Origin of the sequence: Lutimaribacter pacificus (assembly GCF_900142185.1) — a bacterium.
Taxonomy (GTDB): Bacteria; Pseudomonadota; Alphaproteobacteria; order Rhodobacterales; family Rhodobacteraceae; genus Lutimaribacter; species Lutimaribacter pacificus.
Genome location: NZ_FQZZ01000005.1, coordinates 1 through 16,918, shown reverse-complemented (window position 1 = coordinate 16,918; position 16,918 = coordinate 1). Strand labels below are relative to the sequence as shown.

16 protein-coding genes are annotated in these 16,918 nt (G+C 67.2%); 10 read left to right on the top strand and 6 right to left on the bottom strand.

Features of this window, described 5'->3' with window-relative positions:
* Positions 1–3: 3 nt before the first annotated feature.
* Together F3H87_RS13425 and dctP are read right to left on the bottom strand one after the other, a co-directional pair.
* Complete coding sequence (locus F3H87_RS13425; RefSeq protein WP_149787415.1) at positions 4–1,317, bottom strand: TRAP transporter small permease subunit; 1,314 nt, start codon at positions 1,315–1,317, stop codon at positions 4–6.
* An 86-nt stretch (positions 1,318–1,403) separates the two neighbouring features.
* Entirely contained in the window at positions 1,404–2,504 is a 1,101-nt protein-coding gene (dctP, locus tag F3H87_RS13420; protein WP_149787414.1) for a TRAP transporter substrate-binding protein DctP, read from the bottom strand.
* A gap of 383 nt (positions 2,505–2,887) precedes the next feature.
* On the opposite strand from dctP, the gene F3H87_RS13415 reads away from it, so the two are divergent.
* The 6 genes from F3H87_RS13415 to F3H87_RS13390 are packed head-to-tail and all read left to right on the top strand — an operon-like array spanning position 2,888 to position 8,531.
* The gene (locus F3H87_RS13415; protein WP_149787413.1) at positions 2,888–4,150 is read left to right on the top strand and encodes an imelysin family protein; all 1,263 of its coding nucleotides are present in this window, start codon (positions 2,888–2,890) and stop codon (positions 4,148–4,150) included.
* A 54-nt stretch (positions 4,151–4,204) separates the two neighbouring features.
* Positions 4,205–4,462: a (2Fe-2S)-binding protein gene (locus tag F3H87_RS13410; RefSeq protein ID WP_149787412.1), complete on the top strand. Its 258-nt coding sequence runs from the start codon at positions 4,205–4,207 to the stop codon at positions 4,460–4,462.
* Positions 4,446–4,931, top strand: a complete 486-nt coding sequence (bfr, locus tag F3H87_RS13405) for a bacterioferritin (protein ID WP_149787411.1) — start codon at positions 4,446–4,448, stop codon at positions 4,929–4,931. The genes F3H87_RS13410 and bfr overlap by 17 nt, the downstream gene beginning before the upstream one ends.
* A complete protein-coding gene (locus tag F3H87_RS13400; protein WP_407657181.1) occupies positions 4,903–6,474 on the top strand; it encodes a di-heme oxidoreductase family protein in 1,572 nt (523 codons plus the stop codon). Before bfr ends, F3H87_RS13400 begins: the two co-directional genes overlap by 29 nt.
* Positions 6,471–7,457, top strand: a complete 987-nt coding sequence (locus tag F3H87_RS13395; protein WP_149787409.1) for an imelysin family protein — start codon at positions 6,471–6,473, stop codon at positions 7,455–7,457. The genes F3H87_RS13400 and F3H87_RS13395 overlap by 4 nt, the downstream gene beginning before the upstream one ends.
* A gap of 3 nt (positions 7,458–7,460) precedes the next feature.
* Complete coding sequence (locus F3H87_RS13390; protein WP_149787408.1) at positions 7,461–8,531, top strand: DUF1513 domain-containing protein; 1,071 nt, start codon at positions 7,461–7,463, stop codon at positions 8,529–8,531.
* 6 nt (positions 8,532–8,537) lie between these two features.
* Here F3H87_RS13390 and F3H87_RS13385 read toward each other — a convergent pair whose 3' ends face one another.
* Entirely contained in the window at positions 8,538–9,197 is a 660-nt protein-coding gene (locus F3H87_RS13385; RefSeq protein WP_149787407.1) for a TetR/AcrR family transcriptional regulator, read from the bottom strand.
* A gap of 60 nt (positions 9,198–9,257) precedes the next feature.
* On the opposite strand from F3H87_RS13385, the gene F3H87_RS13380 reads away from it, so the two are divergent.
* Genes F3H87_RS13380 through F3H87_RS13365 form a run of 4 tightly spaced genes read left to right on the top strand, consistent with a single transcriptional unit; the run spans position 9,258 to position 13,151 of the window.
* Entirely contained in the window at positions 9,258–10,574 is a 1,317-nt protein-coding gene (locus tag F3H87_RS13380; RefSeq protein ID WP_149787406.1) for a flavin-containing monooxygenase, read from the top strand.
* The gene (locus tag F3H87_RS13375) at positions 10,571–11,467 is read left to right on the top strand and encodes a bile acid:sodium symporter family protein (RefSeq protein ID WP_149787405.1); all 897 of its coding nucleotides are present in this window, start codon (positions 10,571–10,573) and stop codon (positions 11,465–11,467) included. Before F3H87_RS13380 ends, F3H87_RS13375 begins: the two co-directional genes overlap by 4 nt.
* Complete coding sequence (locus F3H87_RS13370) at positions 11,464–12,393, top strand: SDR family oxidoreductase (RefSeq protein WP_149787404.1); 930 nt, start codon at positions 11,464–11,466, stop codon at positions 12,391–12,393. The genes F3H87_RS13375 and F3H87_RS13370 overlap by 4 nt, the downstream gene beginning before the upstream one ends.
* Entirely contained in the window at positions 12,390–13,151 is a 762-nt protein-coding gene (locus tag F3H87_RS13365; protein ID WP_149787403.1) for an SDR family NAD(P)-dependent oxidoreductase, read from the top strand. The genes F3H87_RS13370 and F3H87_RS13365 overlap by 4 nt, the downstream gene beginning before the upstream one ends.
* Before the next feature lie 268 nt (positions 13,152–13,419).
* Here F3H87_RS13365 and F3H87_RS13360 read toward each other — a convergent pair whose 3' ends face one another.
* The 3 genes from F3H87_RS13360 to F3H87_RS13350 form a co-directional block, all read right to left on the bottom strand.
* Entirely contained in the window at positions 13,420–15,018 is a 1,599-nt protein-coding gene (locus F3H87_RS13360) for an acyl-CoA synthetase (protein ID WP_149787402.1), read from the bottom strand.
* Positions 15,019–15,036: 18 nt separating this feature from the next.
* A complete protein-coding gene (locus F3H87_RS13355; RefSeq protein ID WP_149787401.1) occupies positions 15,037–15,966 on the bottom strand; it encodes an alpha/beta hydrolase in 930 nt (309 codons plus the stop codon).
* Between the two features lie 109 nt (positions 15,967–16,075).
* A partial coding sequence (locus F3H87_RS13350) for a TRAP transporter large permease (protein WP_149792001.1) occupies positions 16,076–16,918 on the bottom strand: 843 nt, incomplete at its 5' end.

Sequence of the window (16,918 nt, the reverse complement as noted above, 5' to 3'; positions counted from 1 at the left end):
GCCTCAGTTCCCCCGCGCGATTTCACGGATGTCTTTCGACAGTTTCGAGATGCCCTGCAGAACCAGCAGGACGCCGCCCATGACCATCACCCATTTCATCGGCCACAGCGGCACCTCCCATTCGTTAAAGCTGATTTCGCCCCAGCGGATGTTGGGGTTGGTCCACTGGTTCAGGCCGAAGCCCGCCAGCATCTCGCCGAACCCGATCTGCCCGCGCGCCCAGTCCGACAGGACCGAATTGCCCGAGGGCACGGCGATCGCGTCCATCGCGAAGATCCACGAGGTCACCAGCAAGGTGCCCGCGAAGATGAAGAAGAAGACCGAGGTCAGCAGGTCGACCCACGCCTTGCGCTTCGGCGGCAGCGGCGCATAGAAGATATCGACGCGCACATGGCTTTCGGTCAGCATCGCATAGGCGCCCGCGATCAGGTACTGCATCCCGAACATCAGGTACATCGCCTCGTGCGCCCAGTTCGTCGGGCTGCCGAAGACATAGCGCGCGATCACCTCGTAATAATAGACGAACACGGCGATCACGGCCCAGTAGGCCACGAACTCGCCGCAGAACAGCGACAGCCGGTCGATCCAGTTCTCGGCATAGTCGCTGTCATGGCGGGGGCCTTCCTCGGCCTCGGCGGCGCGCAGGGCGCGTTCGGCGTCCGACAGTTCCTCATGCGCGGGCAGGTTGGCATTGGCACGCCGCACCAGCCCCGGCAAAAGCACGAGGTCGATCACCACCAGCGCAAGGATCAGGTAAAAGGCATATCCCGCCGCCTGACTCCAGAATGCCCGCGTCGCCGCGGCCTGGTCGCGCAGCGGGCCGGTCTCGCTTACCGTGGCGCGCGCCTCGGCCAGCCGCTCCTCGCCCTTGGCGATGGTCTCCTCTGCGCGCTGCAGGCGGCGTTCGGCGCTGCGTTGGGCAAAGCTGCCCTCCTCCGCCTCTGCAAGGCCCTGCTGCAACCCGGCCAGCCCCGCGCGCGCCTCGGCGACGCGGCCCTCTTCGCGGTCCAGCGTGCGTTCGGCCACCCGCATCTGGTTGGCATAGTCCGACAGCACCGAACGCGCCTCCTGCGTCTGGCTGTTGGCGTAGAGCACGAACAGGAAGATCGGGATGAAGACGAAGCCCCACAGGCTTTTCAGGTAAAAGCGGTGCAGGCCGATGATCCCGCCGGTGACGGCGATCATGTAGGCCAGCGGCAGGGTATAGCGTTTTTCCTCGGGCTGCGGGCGGCGCGACAGAACCATCGCGACGATGGGAAAGACGATCAGCCCCACCCAGTACAGCCAATGCGGCAGCGTAAAGCTGAGACCCGGCATTGCGGTCCTCGTTGTTTGGGAGTTCGGGAAAACCGCCCGGCGCGTTCGGGCGCCGGGCGGGTCGGACGATTGCGGCGGTCAGGCGCTCAGAGCTTGAGTTCCAGCCCCTGCGTCAGCGCCGGGTCCACATAGCCCAGCGAGCCGGACATCATGTAATCGAGCTGCAGCTTGAACGCGCGCGCGGCCTGCGGGTCGCGGTTGGCGTAGTCGAACCAGATCGGCACCGCGGCCTCGGTCATCAGTTCCACGTCGTCCTGGCTCAGGCGGGTGACCTCGGTGCCGTCGGCCTCGAACTTGGCCCAGGCTTCCTGGTCGGCGGCCTGGATCGCGGCATGGTGCATGTCCGAATAGACATGGGTTTCCATCTCGACGAATTGCTGCATCTGCGGGCTCAGCGCCTCCCACGCGGCCGTGCCCACGGTGATGTCCATGGTATCGACCGGCTGATAGAGCGACATGAACCCCGGGGGGCCCATCACGATGTAATCGGTCACCTGGCTGAAGCCGAGCGCATAGTTGACCGCCGGCCCGACATAGTCGGCCACGTCGATCGTGCCCTTTTCCAGCGCCGGGAAGATTTCCGAACCGGGCAGAACCGTGGTTTCGGCACCGATGGCGGTAAAGATTTCCGCCACCATGCCGCCGGGCAGGCGCATCTTGCGGCCGCCGAAATCGTCGATCGACCGGATCGGCACCTTGGAGTGGATGATGTTCGCGCCGTGATGCACGGGGCCGACGAAATGCATCCCCTGCGCGGCATAAAGCTCGCGCGCGATGTCGATGCCGCCCAGCCCGTAATAGAACACGTCGAACTCGTGCGGGTTACGCAGCCCCAGCGGGATCGAGGTCAGGAACGTGGCCGCCGGAATGATGCCCTGCGCATAGATGGTGAAGGGGTTGACCGCCTCCAGCACGCCGTTCTTGACCGCGTCGAAAAGCTGGAAATCGCCGACCACGTCATTCGCGCCGAACGGCTGGAACGCCAGTTCGCCGCCGGTCTTTTCGACGATGGTGGCGCACCAGTCCTTGAAGATCTGCAAGCCGGCGCCGCCGGGCCAGCTGGTCTGGATCTTCCACGTCGTCGTCTGCCCTTGCGCCGTCGCAAGATGCGGTGCGGCCAGCGTCGCGGCCCCTGCACCGGCAAAAGCCCGCAGCGCGCCGCGCCGCGTGGTGGTTCTGTTGCTCATGACTTTCCTCCCTTTTCAGAACCGGGCGGCGCAGGCGGATAGCCGCGTGGCCGCCCCGGTCGAGCGAAATCTAGCGCAACATGGCGGAATTGGTAAGAATTTTTTGCCGATATCGGCGTTTTAGTTGCGCGCGCCCTGTCTTCGGTTGTTTTCCATGACGCAAACACACGAAAAACGAGCCCCCGCCCCCGTCACCGGGGGGCGCGACAATAAAGCCGAGTTTATTTGTCTGGTATTGCGATATCCGATTATTTAAGTCAGAGATATCAGGCAGCAACCGAGTCGGGAAAACGTCATGGCCCCTGGCAATCGCTCATTCCGGCAGACAGGCCACTTCGGGGCCGCCGTGGCGCGCACACACGAATGAACGAAGGGACTTCACCATGATCCGCACATTTCTGGCCACGACGGCCCTTACCGCCGGGCTTGCCGGCATGGCGCAGGCGCAATCCGCCGCCGAGGTGCTTGGCACCTATGCCGATATCGCCGAGGCGAAATACCAGGACAGCCTGACCGCCGCGCGCGCCCTGCAGGATGCAGTGGACGCCGTGATCGCCACGCCCTCGGCCGCGACGTTGCAGGCGGCCCGCGAGGCGTGGCTCGAGGCCCGCGTGCCCTATCAGCAGACCGAGGTCTACCGCTTCGGCAACGCCATCGTGGACGACTGGGAAGGCCGCGTGAACGCCTGGCCGCTGGACGAAGGGCTGATCGACTATGTCGACGGCACCTATGGCAGGCCGGGCGGCGAGAACCAGCTTGCCGCGCTGAACGTCATCGCCAACCCGGCATTCACCCTGTCGGGCACCGAGATCGACGCATCGCAGATCACCCCCGCCCTGCTGCAGGACACCCTGCACGAGGCCGACGGGATCGAGGCGAATGTCGCCACCGGCTATCACGCCATCGAGTTCCTGCTCTGGGGGCAGGACCTGAACGGCCATGACGACGGGGCCGGCAACCGGCCCTGGACCGATTTCGCGCAGGGCGACGCCTGCACCGGCGGCCATTGCGACCGGCGCAGCGAATACCTGAAGGCGGCCACCGCGCTGCTGGTCTCGGACCTGGAATGGATGGCCGCGCAATGGGCCGGCGACGGCGAGGCCCGCGCGGCACTGACGCAGGACGAACAGGCCGGGCTGTCTGCGATCCTGACCGGCATGGGCTCGCTGTCCTATGGCGAACAGGCGGGCGAGCGGATGCGGCTTGGGCTGATGCTGAACGACCCCGAAGAGGAACATGACTGTTTCTCGGACAACACCCATAACAGCCACTATTATGACGGGCTGGGCATCCAGAACGTCTATCTCGGCAATTACGTGCGGATCGACGGCAGCGTGGTCTCGGGCGCGTCGCTGTCCGACCTGGTGGCGGCGAAGGATGGCGCGCTGGATGCCGAAATGCGCCAGCGCCTGTCCGGCACGATGATGGCGCTTGGCCGCATCAAGACCGCCGCCGAGGCCGGTTTCGCCTATGACGAGATGCTGGAGCGCGGCAACGCCGCGGGCGAGGCGCTGATCATGGGCGGTGTGGACGCGCTGATCGCGCAGACCCGCTCGATCGAGCGGGTCGTCACCGCGCTCGATCTCGGCGGGATCGAGTTCGAAGGCTCCGACAGCCTCGACAACCCCTCCGCCGTCTTTGAATGACCTGCCTGGCCGGGGCGCAACGCCGCCCCGGCCCACCCTGACCCGGAGTCGCCTATGATCGTCTGCCACTGCATGAACATCACCGACCACGACATACACGCCGCGATCGACTGGATGCGGGCGTCCGACTCCGATACGATCATCACACCAAGGAAGGTCTATCGCGCCCTGGGCAAGGCGGCCGATTGCGGCGGATGTATCTCGCTGTTCGTCGATGTCATGCGCAAGAACGACAATCTTGGGGTACCCATGCACCTGCGCGGCCTGCGCCGCGCGGCCACACAGGAGACGACACATGAAGGGCGACGCTAAGGTCATCGACTATCTGAACCGCGCGCTGCGCAGCGAACTGACCGCGATCAGCCAGTACTGGCTGCACTACAAGCTGCAGGAGGATTGGGGCCTCGGCCACATGGCCGGCAAGAGCCGCGAGGAATCCATCGAAGAGATGAACCACGCCGACAAGATCATCGAGCGGATCATCTTTCTGGAGGGGCACCCGAACCTGCAAAAGCTCGACCCGCTGCGGATCGGGCAGACACCGAAGGAAACGCTGGAATGCGATCTTGCCGCCGAACAGGAGGCCGCGGCGCTTTACCGCGAGGCGCGGGAATATTGCGCCTCGGTCAGCGACTGGGTGTCGAAATCCCTGTTCGAAGAGCTGCTGGCCGACGAGGAAGGCCACATAGATTTCCTTGAAACCCAACTTGACCTGCACGAGCGCGTCGGCGCGGAAAACTATGCACATCTCAATGCGTCCCGAATGGATGAAGCCGAGTAACGGCATTGTCGCGGCCGTCGCGCTGGCGGCCGCCCTTACCCTTGCCGGCAAGGCCGGGGCCATCGACCCGCCGCCCTGGGCCGGTCTCGAAGACCCGCACCTGAACGTGGTGCCCCGCACCGATGCCGAACGCGAACGCATCGCCGCCGTCACCGCCCCGCCCGGCGATTTCTCGGCCCCCTGGCCGTTCGAGGAAAACCCCGGCGGCGCCCAGACGGTGCGTGCACGCGACACGGCGGACGCGTTTTCGCAACCCGCCGCCAATCTCAGCTTCGAGCAGGAGCTCGATTTCCGCGTCGGCAACGGCATGTTCCGCCGGCTCTGGGTGTCGCCGCCCGCCTCGACCATCGCGTCGGACGGGCTGGGGCCGCTCTACAACGCGCGCTCCTGCCAGCGCTGCCACCTGAAGGACGGGCGCGGCCATCCGCCCGAAGGCCCCAAGGACGGCGCGGTGTCGATGTTCCTGCGCATCTCGGTCCCCGCCCCCGATGCGGACGCGATCGAACGCTATATCGCCGGCACCCACGCCACCGCGCCCGATCCGGTCTATGGCGGGCAGTTGCAGGATTTCAGCCTGCCCGGCCACACGCCCGAATACCGGCTCGACATCCGCTATGACGAGGTCGAGGTGAAGCTGTCGGGCGGCGAGGTGGCGACGCTCCGCCGCCCCACCTATACCGCCGCCGACCTGGGCTATGGCCCGCTCCATCCCGGTGCGATGCTCAGCCCGCGCGTGGCGCCGCAGATGATCGGCATGGGCCTGCTCGAAGCGATCCCGACCGGGGATATCCTGGCCTGGGCCGATCCCGACGATACCGATGGCGACGGGATTTCCGGCCATCCCCAGATCGTCTGGTCCACTGTCCACGACCGCCCGATGCTGGGCCGGTTCGGGCACAAGGCGGGCAATCCGACGGTCCTGGAACAGACGGCCGAGGCCTTCGCCGGCGATATCGGCATCTCGAACCCGCTGCACCCGGCCGGGTCGGGCGAATGCACCGCGGCGCAGACCGCATGCATCGCGGCACTCGACGGTGGCGACCCCGAGCATGGCGGGGTCGAGATCGACCGGACGGGCCTTGACCTCGTGGCGTTCTACAGCCGCACGCTGGCCGTGCCCGCGCGGCGCGACCTGGACGACCCCGAGGTGCTGCGCGGACGGGAAGTGTTCTATGGCACCGGCTGCACCGCCTGCCATCGCCCGACCTATGTGACCCACCGGCTGGAAGGCGGCGATCCCGCCAGTTTCCAGCTGATCTGGCCCTATACCGACCTGCTGCTGCACGACATGGGCGACGGCCTGGCCGACAACCGGCCCGAGGGCCGCGCGAACGGCCGGGAATGGCGCACCGCGCCGCTTTGGGGCATCGGGCTGACGCAAACCGTTTCGGGGCACAGCTTTTTCCTGCATGACGGGCGCGCGCGCTCGCTTCTCGAAGCGGTGCTGTGGCATGGTGGCGAGGCGCAGGCGGCCCGCGATACCGTGGTCGACATGCCGCCCGAGGACCGCGCCGCCCTGATCCGATACCTGGAGAGCCTATGAAACATCTTGCCGCCATGGCGCTTGTCCTTGGCCTGTCCACACCCGCCGCCGCCGGTGTGGACGAGGCGCTTGACCGGCATATCCTGCCGGGGTTCGACACGTTCGCCGCCGCCGCCGGGGCGCTGGCGCAAAGCGCAGAGGCCGACTGCCGCGCCGCATCGGTGCGGCCCGCCTTTCAGGCGGCGTTCGATGCGTGGATGCCGGTTGCCGACCTGCGGCTCGGCCCGTCCGAGACCGGCGCGCTTTCGGTCGCGTTCTGGCCCGACGCGCGCGGGTTCACCGGCCGCACCCTTGCCCGGCTGATCGCCGACGAAGATCCGGTCGCGCATGACCCGCAATCCTATGCCGACGTGTCGATCGCCGCGCGCGGGCTTTTCGCCATCGAAATGCTGCTATACGACCCCGCCTTCGCCGATTACGCGGCGGGCAGCTATACCTGCGCGCTGGTCACCACCATCGCGGCGGACCTGAACCGCCAGGCCGGCGCCCTGTCCGACGGCTGGGCCGGGTTGTTCGCCGACACCCTCCGCACCGCCGGAGAGGCCGGAAACGCCACCTACCTGACCGGCGACGAGGCGATCCGCGCGCTTTACACGCAAATCCTGTCGTCGCTGGAGTTTACCGCCGATCAGCGGCTCGGGCGGCCGATGGGCACGTTCGACCGCCCCCGCCCGGCGCGGGCCGAGGCATGGAGGTCCGGGCGCAGCCTGCGCAACGCGGTTCTGGCCGCAGGTGCCGCACGCGACCTTGCCGCGGCGCTGGCCGACTGGGAGCTGCCCGCCACCGACGCCGCGCTGGCCCGCGTGCACGAGGCCGCAACCGTCATCGACGACCCGGCATTTCAGACCGTGACCGACCCGCAGGCACGGCTGCATGTCGAGATCCTGCAACAGGCAATCCGCAGCCTGCGCGACGCCATCGAGGCCGGGATCGGCGTGCGGCTCGGCATCGCACCCGGTTTCAATTCCCAGGACGGAGACTGACCCATGACCACCCGCCGAAGCTTTCTTGCCGCCCTTCTCGCCGCCGGAACGGCGCCGCATCTGGGCTGGGCGGCGGCGGGCAGCCCGGCCTATATCGCCGCCGCGAAGGGCGCGGATGGCGGTTTCGCGCTCTACGGCCTCGATGCCGGCGGGGCCGCGACCTTCCGCGTGCCGCTGCCCGCCCGCGGCCATGCCGGGGCGGGCCACCCCCGCCGCGCCGAGGCCGTCGCCTTTGCCCGCAGGCCCGGCACCTATGCCCTTGTCATCGACTGCGCGCGCGGCGACATCCTGCACCGCCTTGCTCCCCCCGGGGGGCGGCAGTTCAACGGCCATGGCGTCTTTGCCAACGGGGGCGATACCCTGTTCACCTGCGAACAGATGAGCGGGGACAGCCGGGGCGTGATCGGGGTCTGGGACACCCGTGCCGGATATGCCCGGATCGGCGAAATGGCGTCCTCGGGCATCGGGCCGCACGATCTGCGGCTGATGCCCGACGGCGAAACGCTGGTCGTCGCCAATGGCGGCATCGCCACCGACCCCACCGACCGCACCAAGCTGAACATCCCGACGATGCGGCCGAACCTGACCTACCTGGACCTGTCCGGCACGGTTCTCGACCAGGTCGAGATGGCGCCGGATTTCAGGCAGAATTCCATCCGCCACCTTGCGGTGCGTGCCGACGGGCTGGTCGGTTTCGCCATGCAGTGGGAGGGCGCGCAGGGCGCCGCGCCGCCGCTGGCCGGGCTGCACCGCAGGGGCGCGGCCCCGGTTCTGGCCGAGGCGCCGCTGGCCGACGAACTGGCGATGCAGGGCTATGCCGGCAGCATCGCCTTCGACGGCGAGGGGCGCGAATTCGCCATCACCTCGCCGCGCGGCGGGCGGATGCACAGGTTCTCGGACCGGGGGGATTTCCTGGGTGCGGTGTCGCGGTCAGATATCTGTGGCCTCGCCCCGCGGCCGGGCGGTTACCTGGCCAGCGACGGGCTGGGCGGGCTTATCTCGGTCGGATCGGGCACGCCGGCGGCACTCGGCCGGTTCGACTGCGCGTGGGACAACCATATCGTATCGCTGTAACCGCCCTCACCGGCCCTGCCCGGCCGCCATCCCCGCGGCGCAATAACGGATCAGGTGGTCAAGCTGCGCCTCTTCCGCCGCATCCCCGCCCGCCAGCACCGCGATACGGCCCCGGGCGGTCAGCAGGGCCAGCATCGACGCGACGCAAAAGACGAACCCGCCCGCGATCTCGTGGCGCGGCGCCTCGGGCACGAGGCCGACGATCTCGGCCAGAAAGACCTCGGCCGTGGGGTCGAACCACTCGGCCGAAATCGCGCGCCAGCGGTCATCGGCCGACACATAGGCGACAAGGCGGGCATAGTTGCGCCAGCGCGGCTCTTCGCGCGACAGCTCGAAAAACGGGCGGACAAAGGCCGAAAGCACGGTGTCGAGCGTCACCTGCCCCCCGGCCCTCAGCCGCTCCAGCGCGTCGAGGCGCGATTGCGACAGCGCCCCGGCGCGGCGTGCGACGACCTTGTGAAACAGCGCCTCCTTGCCGCCGCCGTGGTGATGGATCGTGCCGACGGGTTCGCCCGCCTCGGCCGCGATGTCGCGGATCGTCGCACCATCGAATCCCTTTTCGGCAAACAGCTTTTCGGCCGCGTCGAACACCCGGTTCCGGGTGGCGAGCGCCCGCTTGGACGGGGCCCTTTTTCTATCCGTTTCAATGAGTTCGCTGACAGGCATGGAATAATCTTGCCTTATTTCGAACGTTTGTTCAAGCTAAGCCGGCAACGGGAGGAACGCATGAGTGAAACGCGCGACCGGCTCGCCCTGATCGGGGCGGGACCGATGGGGCTGGCAGCGGCACGGCTGCTGGCCGAACACGGGCTCGGTTTTCAGGGGTTCGAGCTGCATTCCGATGTCGGCGGGCTGTGGGATATCGACGCCCCCCGCTCGACCATGTACGAGACCGCGCATCTGATCTCGTCCAGGCGGATGACGGAGTTCACCGATTTCCCGATGCGCGACGAGGTGGCCGACTACCCCTCGCACCGCGAGATGAAGCAGTATTTCCGCGATTTCGCGCGTCATTTCGACCTTTACCGGCACTACAGGTTCGGGGCCGAGGTTCTGTCCTGCACACCGCTGGGCGGGCCCGGCGATGGCTGGCGGGTGACATGGCGCGACGCCGCGGGCGAGCACAGCGAGGAGTTTGCCGGGCTTCTGATCGCCAACGGCACGCTCAGCACGCCGAACATGCCCGCCTTCGAGGGGGATTTCACCGGCGAACTGATCCATTCCTCGGAGTACCGCGATCCGCGCCAGTTCGCGGGCAAGCGCGTGCTGGTGATCGGCGCCGGCAATTCCGGCTGCGATATCGCGGTGGACGCCATCCATCACGGGCTGTCCTGCGACCTGTCGATGCGGCGCGGCTATTACTTCGTGCCGAAATACGTCTTCGGCAAACCCGCCGACACGCTGGGCGGCGCGATCCGGCTGCCGATGGCCCTGAAACGGATCGTGGACGGGACGATCCTGAAATGGTTTGTCGGCGATCCGCAGAAATACGGCTTTCCAAAACCCGATTACAGGCTCTACGAAAGCCACCCGGTCGTGAACTCGCTGGTGCTTTACCATGCCGGACACGGCGACATCACGATCCGCCCGGATATCGCGCGGTTCGAGGGCAAGACCGTGCGGTTCCGGGACGGCACGTCCGCCGATTACGACATGATCCTTGCCGCCACCGGCTACAGGCTGGATTACCCCTTTATCGACAACGCGCTGCTGAACTGGCAGGGCGACGCCCCGCATCTCTATCTCAACGCCATGCACCCCGAGCGTGACGACCTGTTCGTTTTGGGCATGGTCGAGGCGTCGGGCCTGGGCTGGCAGGGGCGGCACGAACAGGCCGAGATGGTCGTGCGCTATATCGACGGGATACGCCGGGGCACCGGGGCCGCCCGCGCGCTGCAGGCGGAAAAGGCGGGCGGGTTCTCCCGCGCGACCGGCGGCATGCGCTATATCGACCTGCCCCGGATGGCCTATTACGTCGACAAGGCCACCTATCGCCGGGCCGTCGGCGCATGGATCGGCCGGCTTGCCGGGGCGCGGTCATGATGGACGACGCGGTTCTGGATTTCACGCCCGGTTCGCTGATGGTGCTGAACGCGGTGCTGGCGGTGGTGATGTTCTCCATCGCCATCGATCTGAAACCGAGGGATTTCAAGCTGCTGATGCAGGCGCCAAGGCCGCTGGTGGTCGGGCTGGCCTCGCAATTCGTGCTGCTGCCCGCGCTGACCTTCCTTCTGGTTCTGGCGGTGCGGCCGCAGCCGTCGGTCGCGCTGGGGCTGATACTGGTGGCCGCCTGCCCCGGCGGCAACATCTCGAACTTCATCACCTACCGCGCCGGCGGGAATGCGGCGCTGTCGGTGTCGATGACCGCCTTTGCGACGATCGGGGCGATCGTGCTGACGCCGCTGAACATCGCCTTCTGGGGCGGCCTGTACGAGCCCTCGGCCCGCATCCTGCGGGCCACGCATATCGACCCGCTGCAGATCGCCGTCACCGTCGGCCTGATGCTGGTGCTGCCGCTGGTGCTGGGCGTCGCGCTGAACATCCGCCGCCCCGACCTGACCCGGCGGTTGCGGCCGCCGCTGCAATGGCTGTCGATGGGCATCTTCGTGGCTTTCATCGCCGTGGCGCTGGCGGCGAACTGGGCGCAGTTCCTGCAATATGCGGGCGGCATTGCCGGGCTGGTGATCGTGCACAACGCGCTGGCGCTCGGCGGCGGTTACGGGCTGGCCATGCTGACCGGGCTGTCCCCCTTCGACCGGCGCGCGGTGACGATCGAGACCGGCATCCAGAATTCGGGGCTGGGGCTGGCGCTGATCTTCGGGTTCTTCGGCGGGCTGGGCGGCATGGCGGTGGTCGCGGCCTTCTGGGGCATCTGGCACGCCATTTCGGGGATCGCGCTGGCCACGCTGATGCGCCGCACCGTGGCCGCACCATGAGCCGTATCCTGGTCACCGGCGCGGCCGGCATGGTGGGCCGCGCGCTGCTGGCGCACCTGCCCGGGCAGGATGTCATCGCCACCGACCTGTCGCGCGGCGCGATCCCCGACGGCGTGCCCTTCGTGCCGCTGGACGTGACCGGCCCGGACGTGGCGCGGATCATCGGCGAGGCGGCGCCGGACACCGTGGTGCACCTGGCCTCGATCGTCACGCCGCCGCCGGGGATGACGCGCGCCGATACCTTCGCGGTCGATGTCACGGGCACCGGCAACGTGCTGGCGGCCTGCGTGGCGCACGGGGTGAAACGGCTGGTGGTGACCAGTTCGGGCGCCGCCTATGGCTATCACCCGGACAACCCGGTGCCCCTGCGCGAAACCGATCCCTGCCGGGGCAATCCCGAATTCGCCTATTCCGACCACAAGCGCCGGGTCGAAGAGATGCTGGCCACTGCGCGCGCGGCCCATCCCGGGCTGGAACAGGTGGTGCTGCGGGTGGGCACGGTGCTGGGTGCCGGGGTCGAGAACCAGATCACCGCCCTGTTCCGCCGCACGCGCCTGCTGGCGATCCGCGGCAGCGACAGCCCCTTCGTCTTTATCTGGACCGAAGACCTGGCCCGCATCCTGAAACGGGCCGCAGGCGACGGCCCGCCGGGGATCTACAACGTGGCCGGCGACGGCTGGATGGGGGTGGACGAACTGGCGCGCGCGCTTGGCAAGCCGGTGCTCAGACTGCCGGCCTGGTCGCTGAAACTGGCGCTGGCTCTGGCCCGCCCCCTGCGGCTGTCGCGCTATGGGCCCGAACAGGTCCGGTTCCTGCAATACCGGCCGGTGCTGGACAACGGGAGGCTGAAACAGGAATTCGGCTATACCCCCGAACTGACCTCGGCCGGTGTGTTCGACCTGTGGAAAAAGGAGGCCGGGCTGTGAAGACCGCGGTGATTTCGGGCGGCAATGGCGGGCTGGGCCGGGCACTGGCGGACGCGCTCGAGGCAAGGGGCTGGCATTGCGTGCTGATGGATCTCGATACCGGCGGGCTGCAGGCGTCGGAAAGCCGCACGCCGGTGCAGCTCGACCTGACCGATGCCGCGATGCTGCACGAGGCCGCCGACAGCGTGATCGCGGCCCGCCCGTCGATCGACATGGTGATCTATAACGCGGGGGTGACGCAGATCGCCGCCTTCGCGGATACCGACGAGGCCAGCCACAGGCGGGTGTTCGAAATCAACTATTTCGCCGCCGTCAACATGGCCCGCGCCTTCCTGCTGGCCCTGCGGGACAGCGGCGGAACGCATCTGGCGATCTCGTCGGTCGCGGGCTTCGCGCCGCTGCATCACCGCACCGCCTATGCCGCGTCGAAACACGCGATGGAGGGGTTCTTCGGCTCGCTCCGCTCGGAAGAGGCGCCCTTCGGGGTGCGCACGCTGATTGCCGCGCCCAGCTTCGTGGCGACCAATACCGGCCGGCCGGGGCGCGGGGCGGACGGGATCATGCGCCCCGGCGCGGCCGCCGACGGGCTGGACCTGATGACGCCCGCGGATGCCGCCACCGCCATCCTGCGCGGCGTCGACCGGCGGCAGGAGTTCATTCCGGTGGGCCGGGTGGCGCGGCTGTCATCGCTGGTCATGCGCGCCTCGCCCCGGCTTTACCAATGGGCGATGCGGCGCAATATCCCGGGCAAGGGCTGAACGCGCGACCTGAAATTCGAACGGTGCACCTTGCCCGGAGCAGCCGCGCAGCGGCCCGGGCATCGCACGGTCGCCCCCGGCCGGGCGATTGGCTGCCGCAAGCACTCTGCCTTGAGGGAGGATGTGGCGGCACGATAAACTGCCAGCCACAGCCGTCGGATCGCCCGACCGCGACCGTGCGGTGCCCTCTGTCGCGCAACTATTGCAGGCGGATGCACTGGTTGAGCAACACGTTGCAACCCACTGATTTACCTAATCATCCCTGCAGTCAGACCTCGAAAATCTCCGCGAATTCCAGCCGCAACTCGCGCTTCAGGATCTTGCCGCTGGCGTTTTTCGGCAGCCCCTCGCGGATCGCCACATGCTTGGGCGATTTGAAATGGCTCAGGGTTTCGCGGCAATAGGCCTCGACCTCGTCCAGCGTCAGGGTCTCGCCGTCCTTGGGCACGATAACGGCGGTCACCGCCTCGATCCATTTCGGATGGGGGATGCCGAACACCGCGACCTCGGCGATCTTGGGATGGCGAAAGATCGCCTCCTCCACCTCGCGGCTGGCCACGTTCTCGCCACCGGACTTGATCATGTCCTTCTTGCGGTCGACCACGTAAAGATAGCCGTCTTCGTCGAACCGGCCCAGATCGCCGCTGTGGAACCACCCGTTGCGGAAGGATTCGGCGGTCTTTTCGGGATCGTTGTAATAGCCCTGGATCAGGTGCGGGCTGCGGTGCACAATCTCGCCCACCTCGCCCACCGGCAGGGTGTTGCCCTCGTCGTCGACCACGCGGGTTTCCACGTTCAGCCCCGGCCGGCCGGCCGAGCCCAGCTTGGTCAGCTGCTCCTCGGGCCGCAGGATGGTGGCGCAGGGCGCCATCTCGGTCTGGCCGTAGAAATTATAGAGCCGCATGTCCGGCAGGCGTTGCGACAGTTCTTCGATCACCGCCGTGGGCATGATCGAAGCGCCGTAATAGCCCTGCCTGAGACTGCCCAGGTCGTACTTGTCGAAATCGGGATGCCGCAGCAGGGCGATCCAGACCGTCGGCGGGCAGAACAGCTTGGTAACCTTTTCCTCCTGGATGGTGCGGAACATCGCCACGGGATCGGCCCCGTCATGCAGGATGCTGGTCGCGCCAAGGTAAAGGTCGGCGGTCAGGAAGCAGTCGAGCTGCGCACAGTGAAACAATGGCAGGCAATGCAGTTCGATTGTATCCGAATTCATCTCACCATCGGTGATGACGGTCATGTATTGCGCGTAAAGCGCCTCGGAGGTCAGCATGGCACCCTTGGGGCGGGATTCCGTGCCGCTGGTATACATCATCTGGATCGGATCGCCGGCGCCCAGATCGGCCCAGGGCTCCGTGCTGTCGGGATGGTCGAACAGCGGCTCCACCGGCTGCCAGCGCCCCGACACCGCCTCGCCGCCGTGATGGATCGACAGCAGGATATCGGGCCCGCCCGCGATCCCGTCGAGCGCGGCATCGGCAGTGGCGCACAGCGAATCCTGGCAGATCAGCCCCCGCGCGCCGGAATGTTCCAGGATATAGGCGACGTCCTGCGCGTTCAGCATGTAGTTGACCGGGGTCGTCACCGCGCCGATCCGCGCAAGCGCGAAGCGCAGGATCACGAAACTGCGGCTGTTGCGCGACAGGATGGCGATCCGCTCGCCCTTGCCGATGCCCATGGCAGCCAGCGCGTTCGCGGTTCTGTTCACCACCGCGTCGAGGTCGCGGAACGTGTCGCGGTGATCGCGAAAGACCAGCGCCAGCTTGTCCGGGGACCGCGCGGCGCTGCGGCGCAACAGGTCGCCAAGCTGCTGGCTGCGGGCGCGCCTGACATTGCTGCCCACGGCGTCTTTGACATGTGTATTCATCGGTTTCCCCTCCGAAAATCAGGACTCTGCCGCAACGCGCAGCGCGTCGGCCGCCTGCCGCTGGGCGTAGGCCGCCGCATCCAGCCCGCCACGCATACCGAAGAACAGATGCGTTACGCTGGAATATGTCACGTGCACAGCCGAAACGCCATCTTCCAGCAGCTTGCGGGCATAGGCGGCCCCGTCCGACCGGATCGGATCGCATTCGGCCGAAATGATAAGCGCGGGCGCAACCCCCTTGTGCGAGGCCGCCAGCACCGGCGACACGCGCCAGTCGTCGGCCGAAACGATCGAACCGATGCCATAGCTGGCCAGCGTGTAAGAGATATCGCGCCGGGTGAGAAAGAAATCGTCGCCATACATGTCCAGCGTGTCGCCCTGCATCCGGGCATCCGCCGCCGGGTAGACAAGCACCTGCAACCGGATGTCCGGCCCGCCGGCATCGCGCGCCATCAGCGCCACCACCGCGGCCAGGTTGCCGCCGGCGGAATCGCCCATCAGCATCAGCCGGTCGCCGGGCAGACCGGCCTCGTGGCCATGTTCGGCCACCCAGCGGGTCACCGCCCAGGCGTCGTCGATCTGGGCGGGAAAGCGGTGCTCGGGGGTCAGCCGGTAATCGACGCTGACGACGGCCTGGCCGGAATCGTTGGCGATGTTCCGCGCCGTGTCGTCGAACGTATCAAGGTTTCCGACCACCCAGCCGCCGCCGTGAAAGGCAACGATGACGCCCGTGGCCCCGTCGGGGATATAAAGGCGGACCGGAATCTGGTGGCCGTCATCCCCGGTGATCGTCATGTCGCGGACGGTGTCGATCTGCGGGCCGGGCGGCCGGGCGCGTGCGCGTTCGTCATTGGCGGCGCGCACCTCGTGCACCGGCGCGTCGGCCAGCGCGGATTTGCCTTTCGACGCTTCCAGGAACTCTCTCAGAGCGGGATGAACGAAACTCATGGTGCACTCCTCGTGTGTTTTGCCGGGGCGGCACATGGCGCGGCGCCGGTGGCTCTCCGGTTTTCGATATCCGTGCCGCACGCGCCGTCATGGCGCGTGCGGTATTTTCTCACCTGCCGAACGCAAGTTCCGGCAGGACCAGCGCGATCTGGGGAAACACCATCAGCAGCACGATCCCGACCAGCATCGGCAGCACGAAGGACAGCGCCCCCCGCGCGGTGTCGGCCAGCGACAGGTCCGGCACCACGGTGCGCAGCACGAAGAGGTTAAGCCCCACGGGCGGCGTGATCGCCGCGATCTCGATCTGGATCGTGACGACGATGCCGAACCAGATCGGGTCATAGCCAAGCCCCACGATGGTATCGACGAAGATCGGGACGATGATGACAAGGATGCTGAGCGGATCGAGGAACATCCCCATGATCAGCAGCAGCACGTTGATCATCACGATGATCACCCAGGGCGCGACGTCCAGCCCCGTCAGGTAGTTCGAAATCTCCTGCGGCACGCCCAGCCGGGTCAGGATGAACGAGCTGAACAGCCCGCCCACCAGCAGCAGCATGAACATGCCCGTGGTGCGCACCGTCTTTTCCAGCGCCGTGCGCAGGGAGCGGAATTTCAGCCGCCCCATCGCCACCGCGACGATCACCGCCGCCACCGCGCCGAACGCCCCGGTTTCCGAGGGCGAGGCAACGCCGGCATAAAGCGTCCCGATGATCATCAGCGCGATCAGCACCGTGGGCAGCGCCTCGGCGCTTGCGCTCATGCGTTCGGTAAAGCTGACGCGCCCGGTCAGCGGCGGGGCCTTGGCGGGGTTCATCACCACCTGCAGGATGACCGAGGCCGACAGCAGCGTGGCCATCATCAGGCCCGGCAGGATACCGGCCAGGAACAGCCCGCCGATCGAGGTCTCGGTGATGACGCCATAAAGGATCATCGGCACCGAGGGCGG

Bases quoted from the DNA above. Each gene is read 5' to 3' on its own strand.
- F3H87_RS13425 (WP_149787415.1), bottom strand. From the start codon at position 1,317: ATGCCGGGTCTCAGCTTTACGCTGCCGCATTGGCTGTACTGGGTGGGG.
- dctP (WP_149787414.1), bottom strand. From the start codon at position 2,504: ATGAGCAACAGAACCACCACGCGGCGCGGCGCGCTGCGGGCTTTTGCC.
- F3H87_RS13415 (WP_149787413.1), top strand. From the start codon at position 2,888: ATGATCCGCACATTTCTGGCCACGACGGCCCTTACCGCCGGGCTTGCC.
- F3H87_RS13410 (WP_149787412.1), top strand. From the start codon at position 4,205: ATGATCGTCTGCCACTGCATGAACATCACCGACCACGACATACACGCC.
- bfr (WP_149787411.1), top strand. From the start codon at position 4,446: ATGAAGGGCGACGCTAAGGTCATCGACTATCTGAACCGCGCGCTGCGC.
- F3H87_RS13400 (WP_407657181.1), top strand. From the start codon at position 4,903: ATGCGTCCCGAATGGATGAAGCCGAGTAACGGCATTGTCGCGGCCGTC.
- F3H87_RS13395 (WP_149787409.1), top strand. From the start codon at position 6,471: ATGAAACATCTTGCCGCCATGGCGCTTGTCCTTGGCCTGTCCACACCC.
- F3H87_RS13390 (WP_149787408.1), top strand. From the start codon at position 7,461: ATGACCACCCGCCGAAGCTTTCTTGCCGCCCTTCTCGCCGCCGGAACG.
- F3H87_RS13385 (WP_149787407.1), bottom strand. From the start codon at position 9,197: ATGCCTGTCAGCGAACTCATTGAAACGGATAGAAAAAGGGCCCCGTCC.
- F3H87_RS13380 (WP_149787406.1), top strand. From the start codon at position 9,258: ATGAGTGAAACGCGCGACCGGCTCGCCCTGATCGGGGCGGGACCGATG.
- F3H87_RS13375 (WP_149787405.1), top strand. From the start codon at position 10,571: ATGATGGACGACGCGGTTCTGGATTTCACGCCCGGTTCGCTGATGGTG.
- F3H87_RS13370 (WP_149787404.1), top strand. From the start codon at position 11,464: ATGAGCCGTATCCTGGTCACCGGCGCGGCCGGCATGGTGGGCCGCGCG.
- F3H87_RS13360 (WP_149787402.1), bottom strand. From the start codon at position 15,018: ATGAATACACATGTCAAAGACGCCGTGGGCAGCAATGTCAGGCGCGCC.
- F3H87_RS13355 (WP_149787401.1), bottom strand. From the start codon at position 15,966: ATGAGTTTCGTTCATCCCGCTCTGAGAGAGTTCCTGGAAGCGTCGAAA.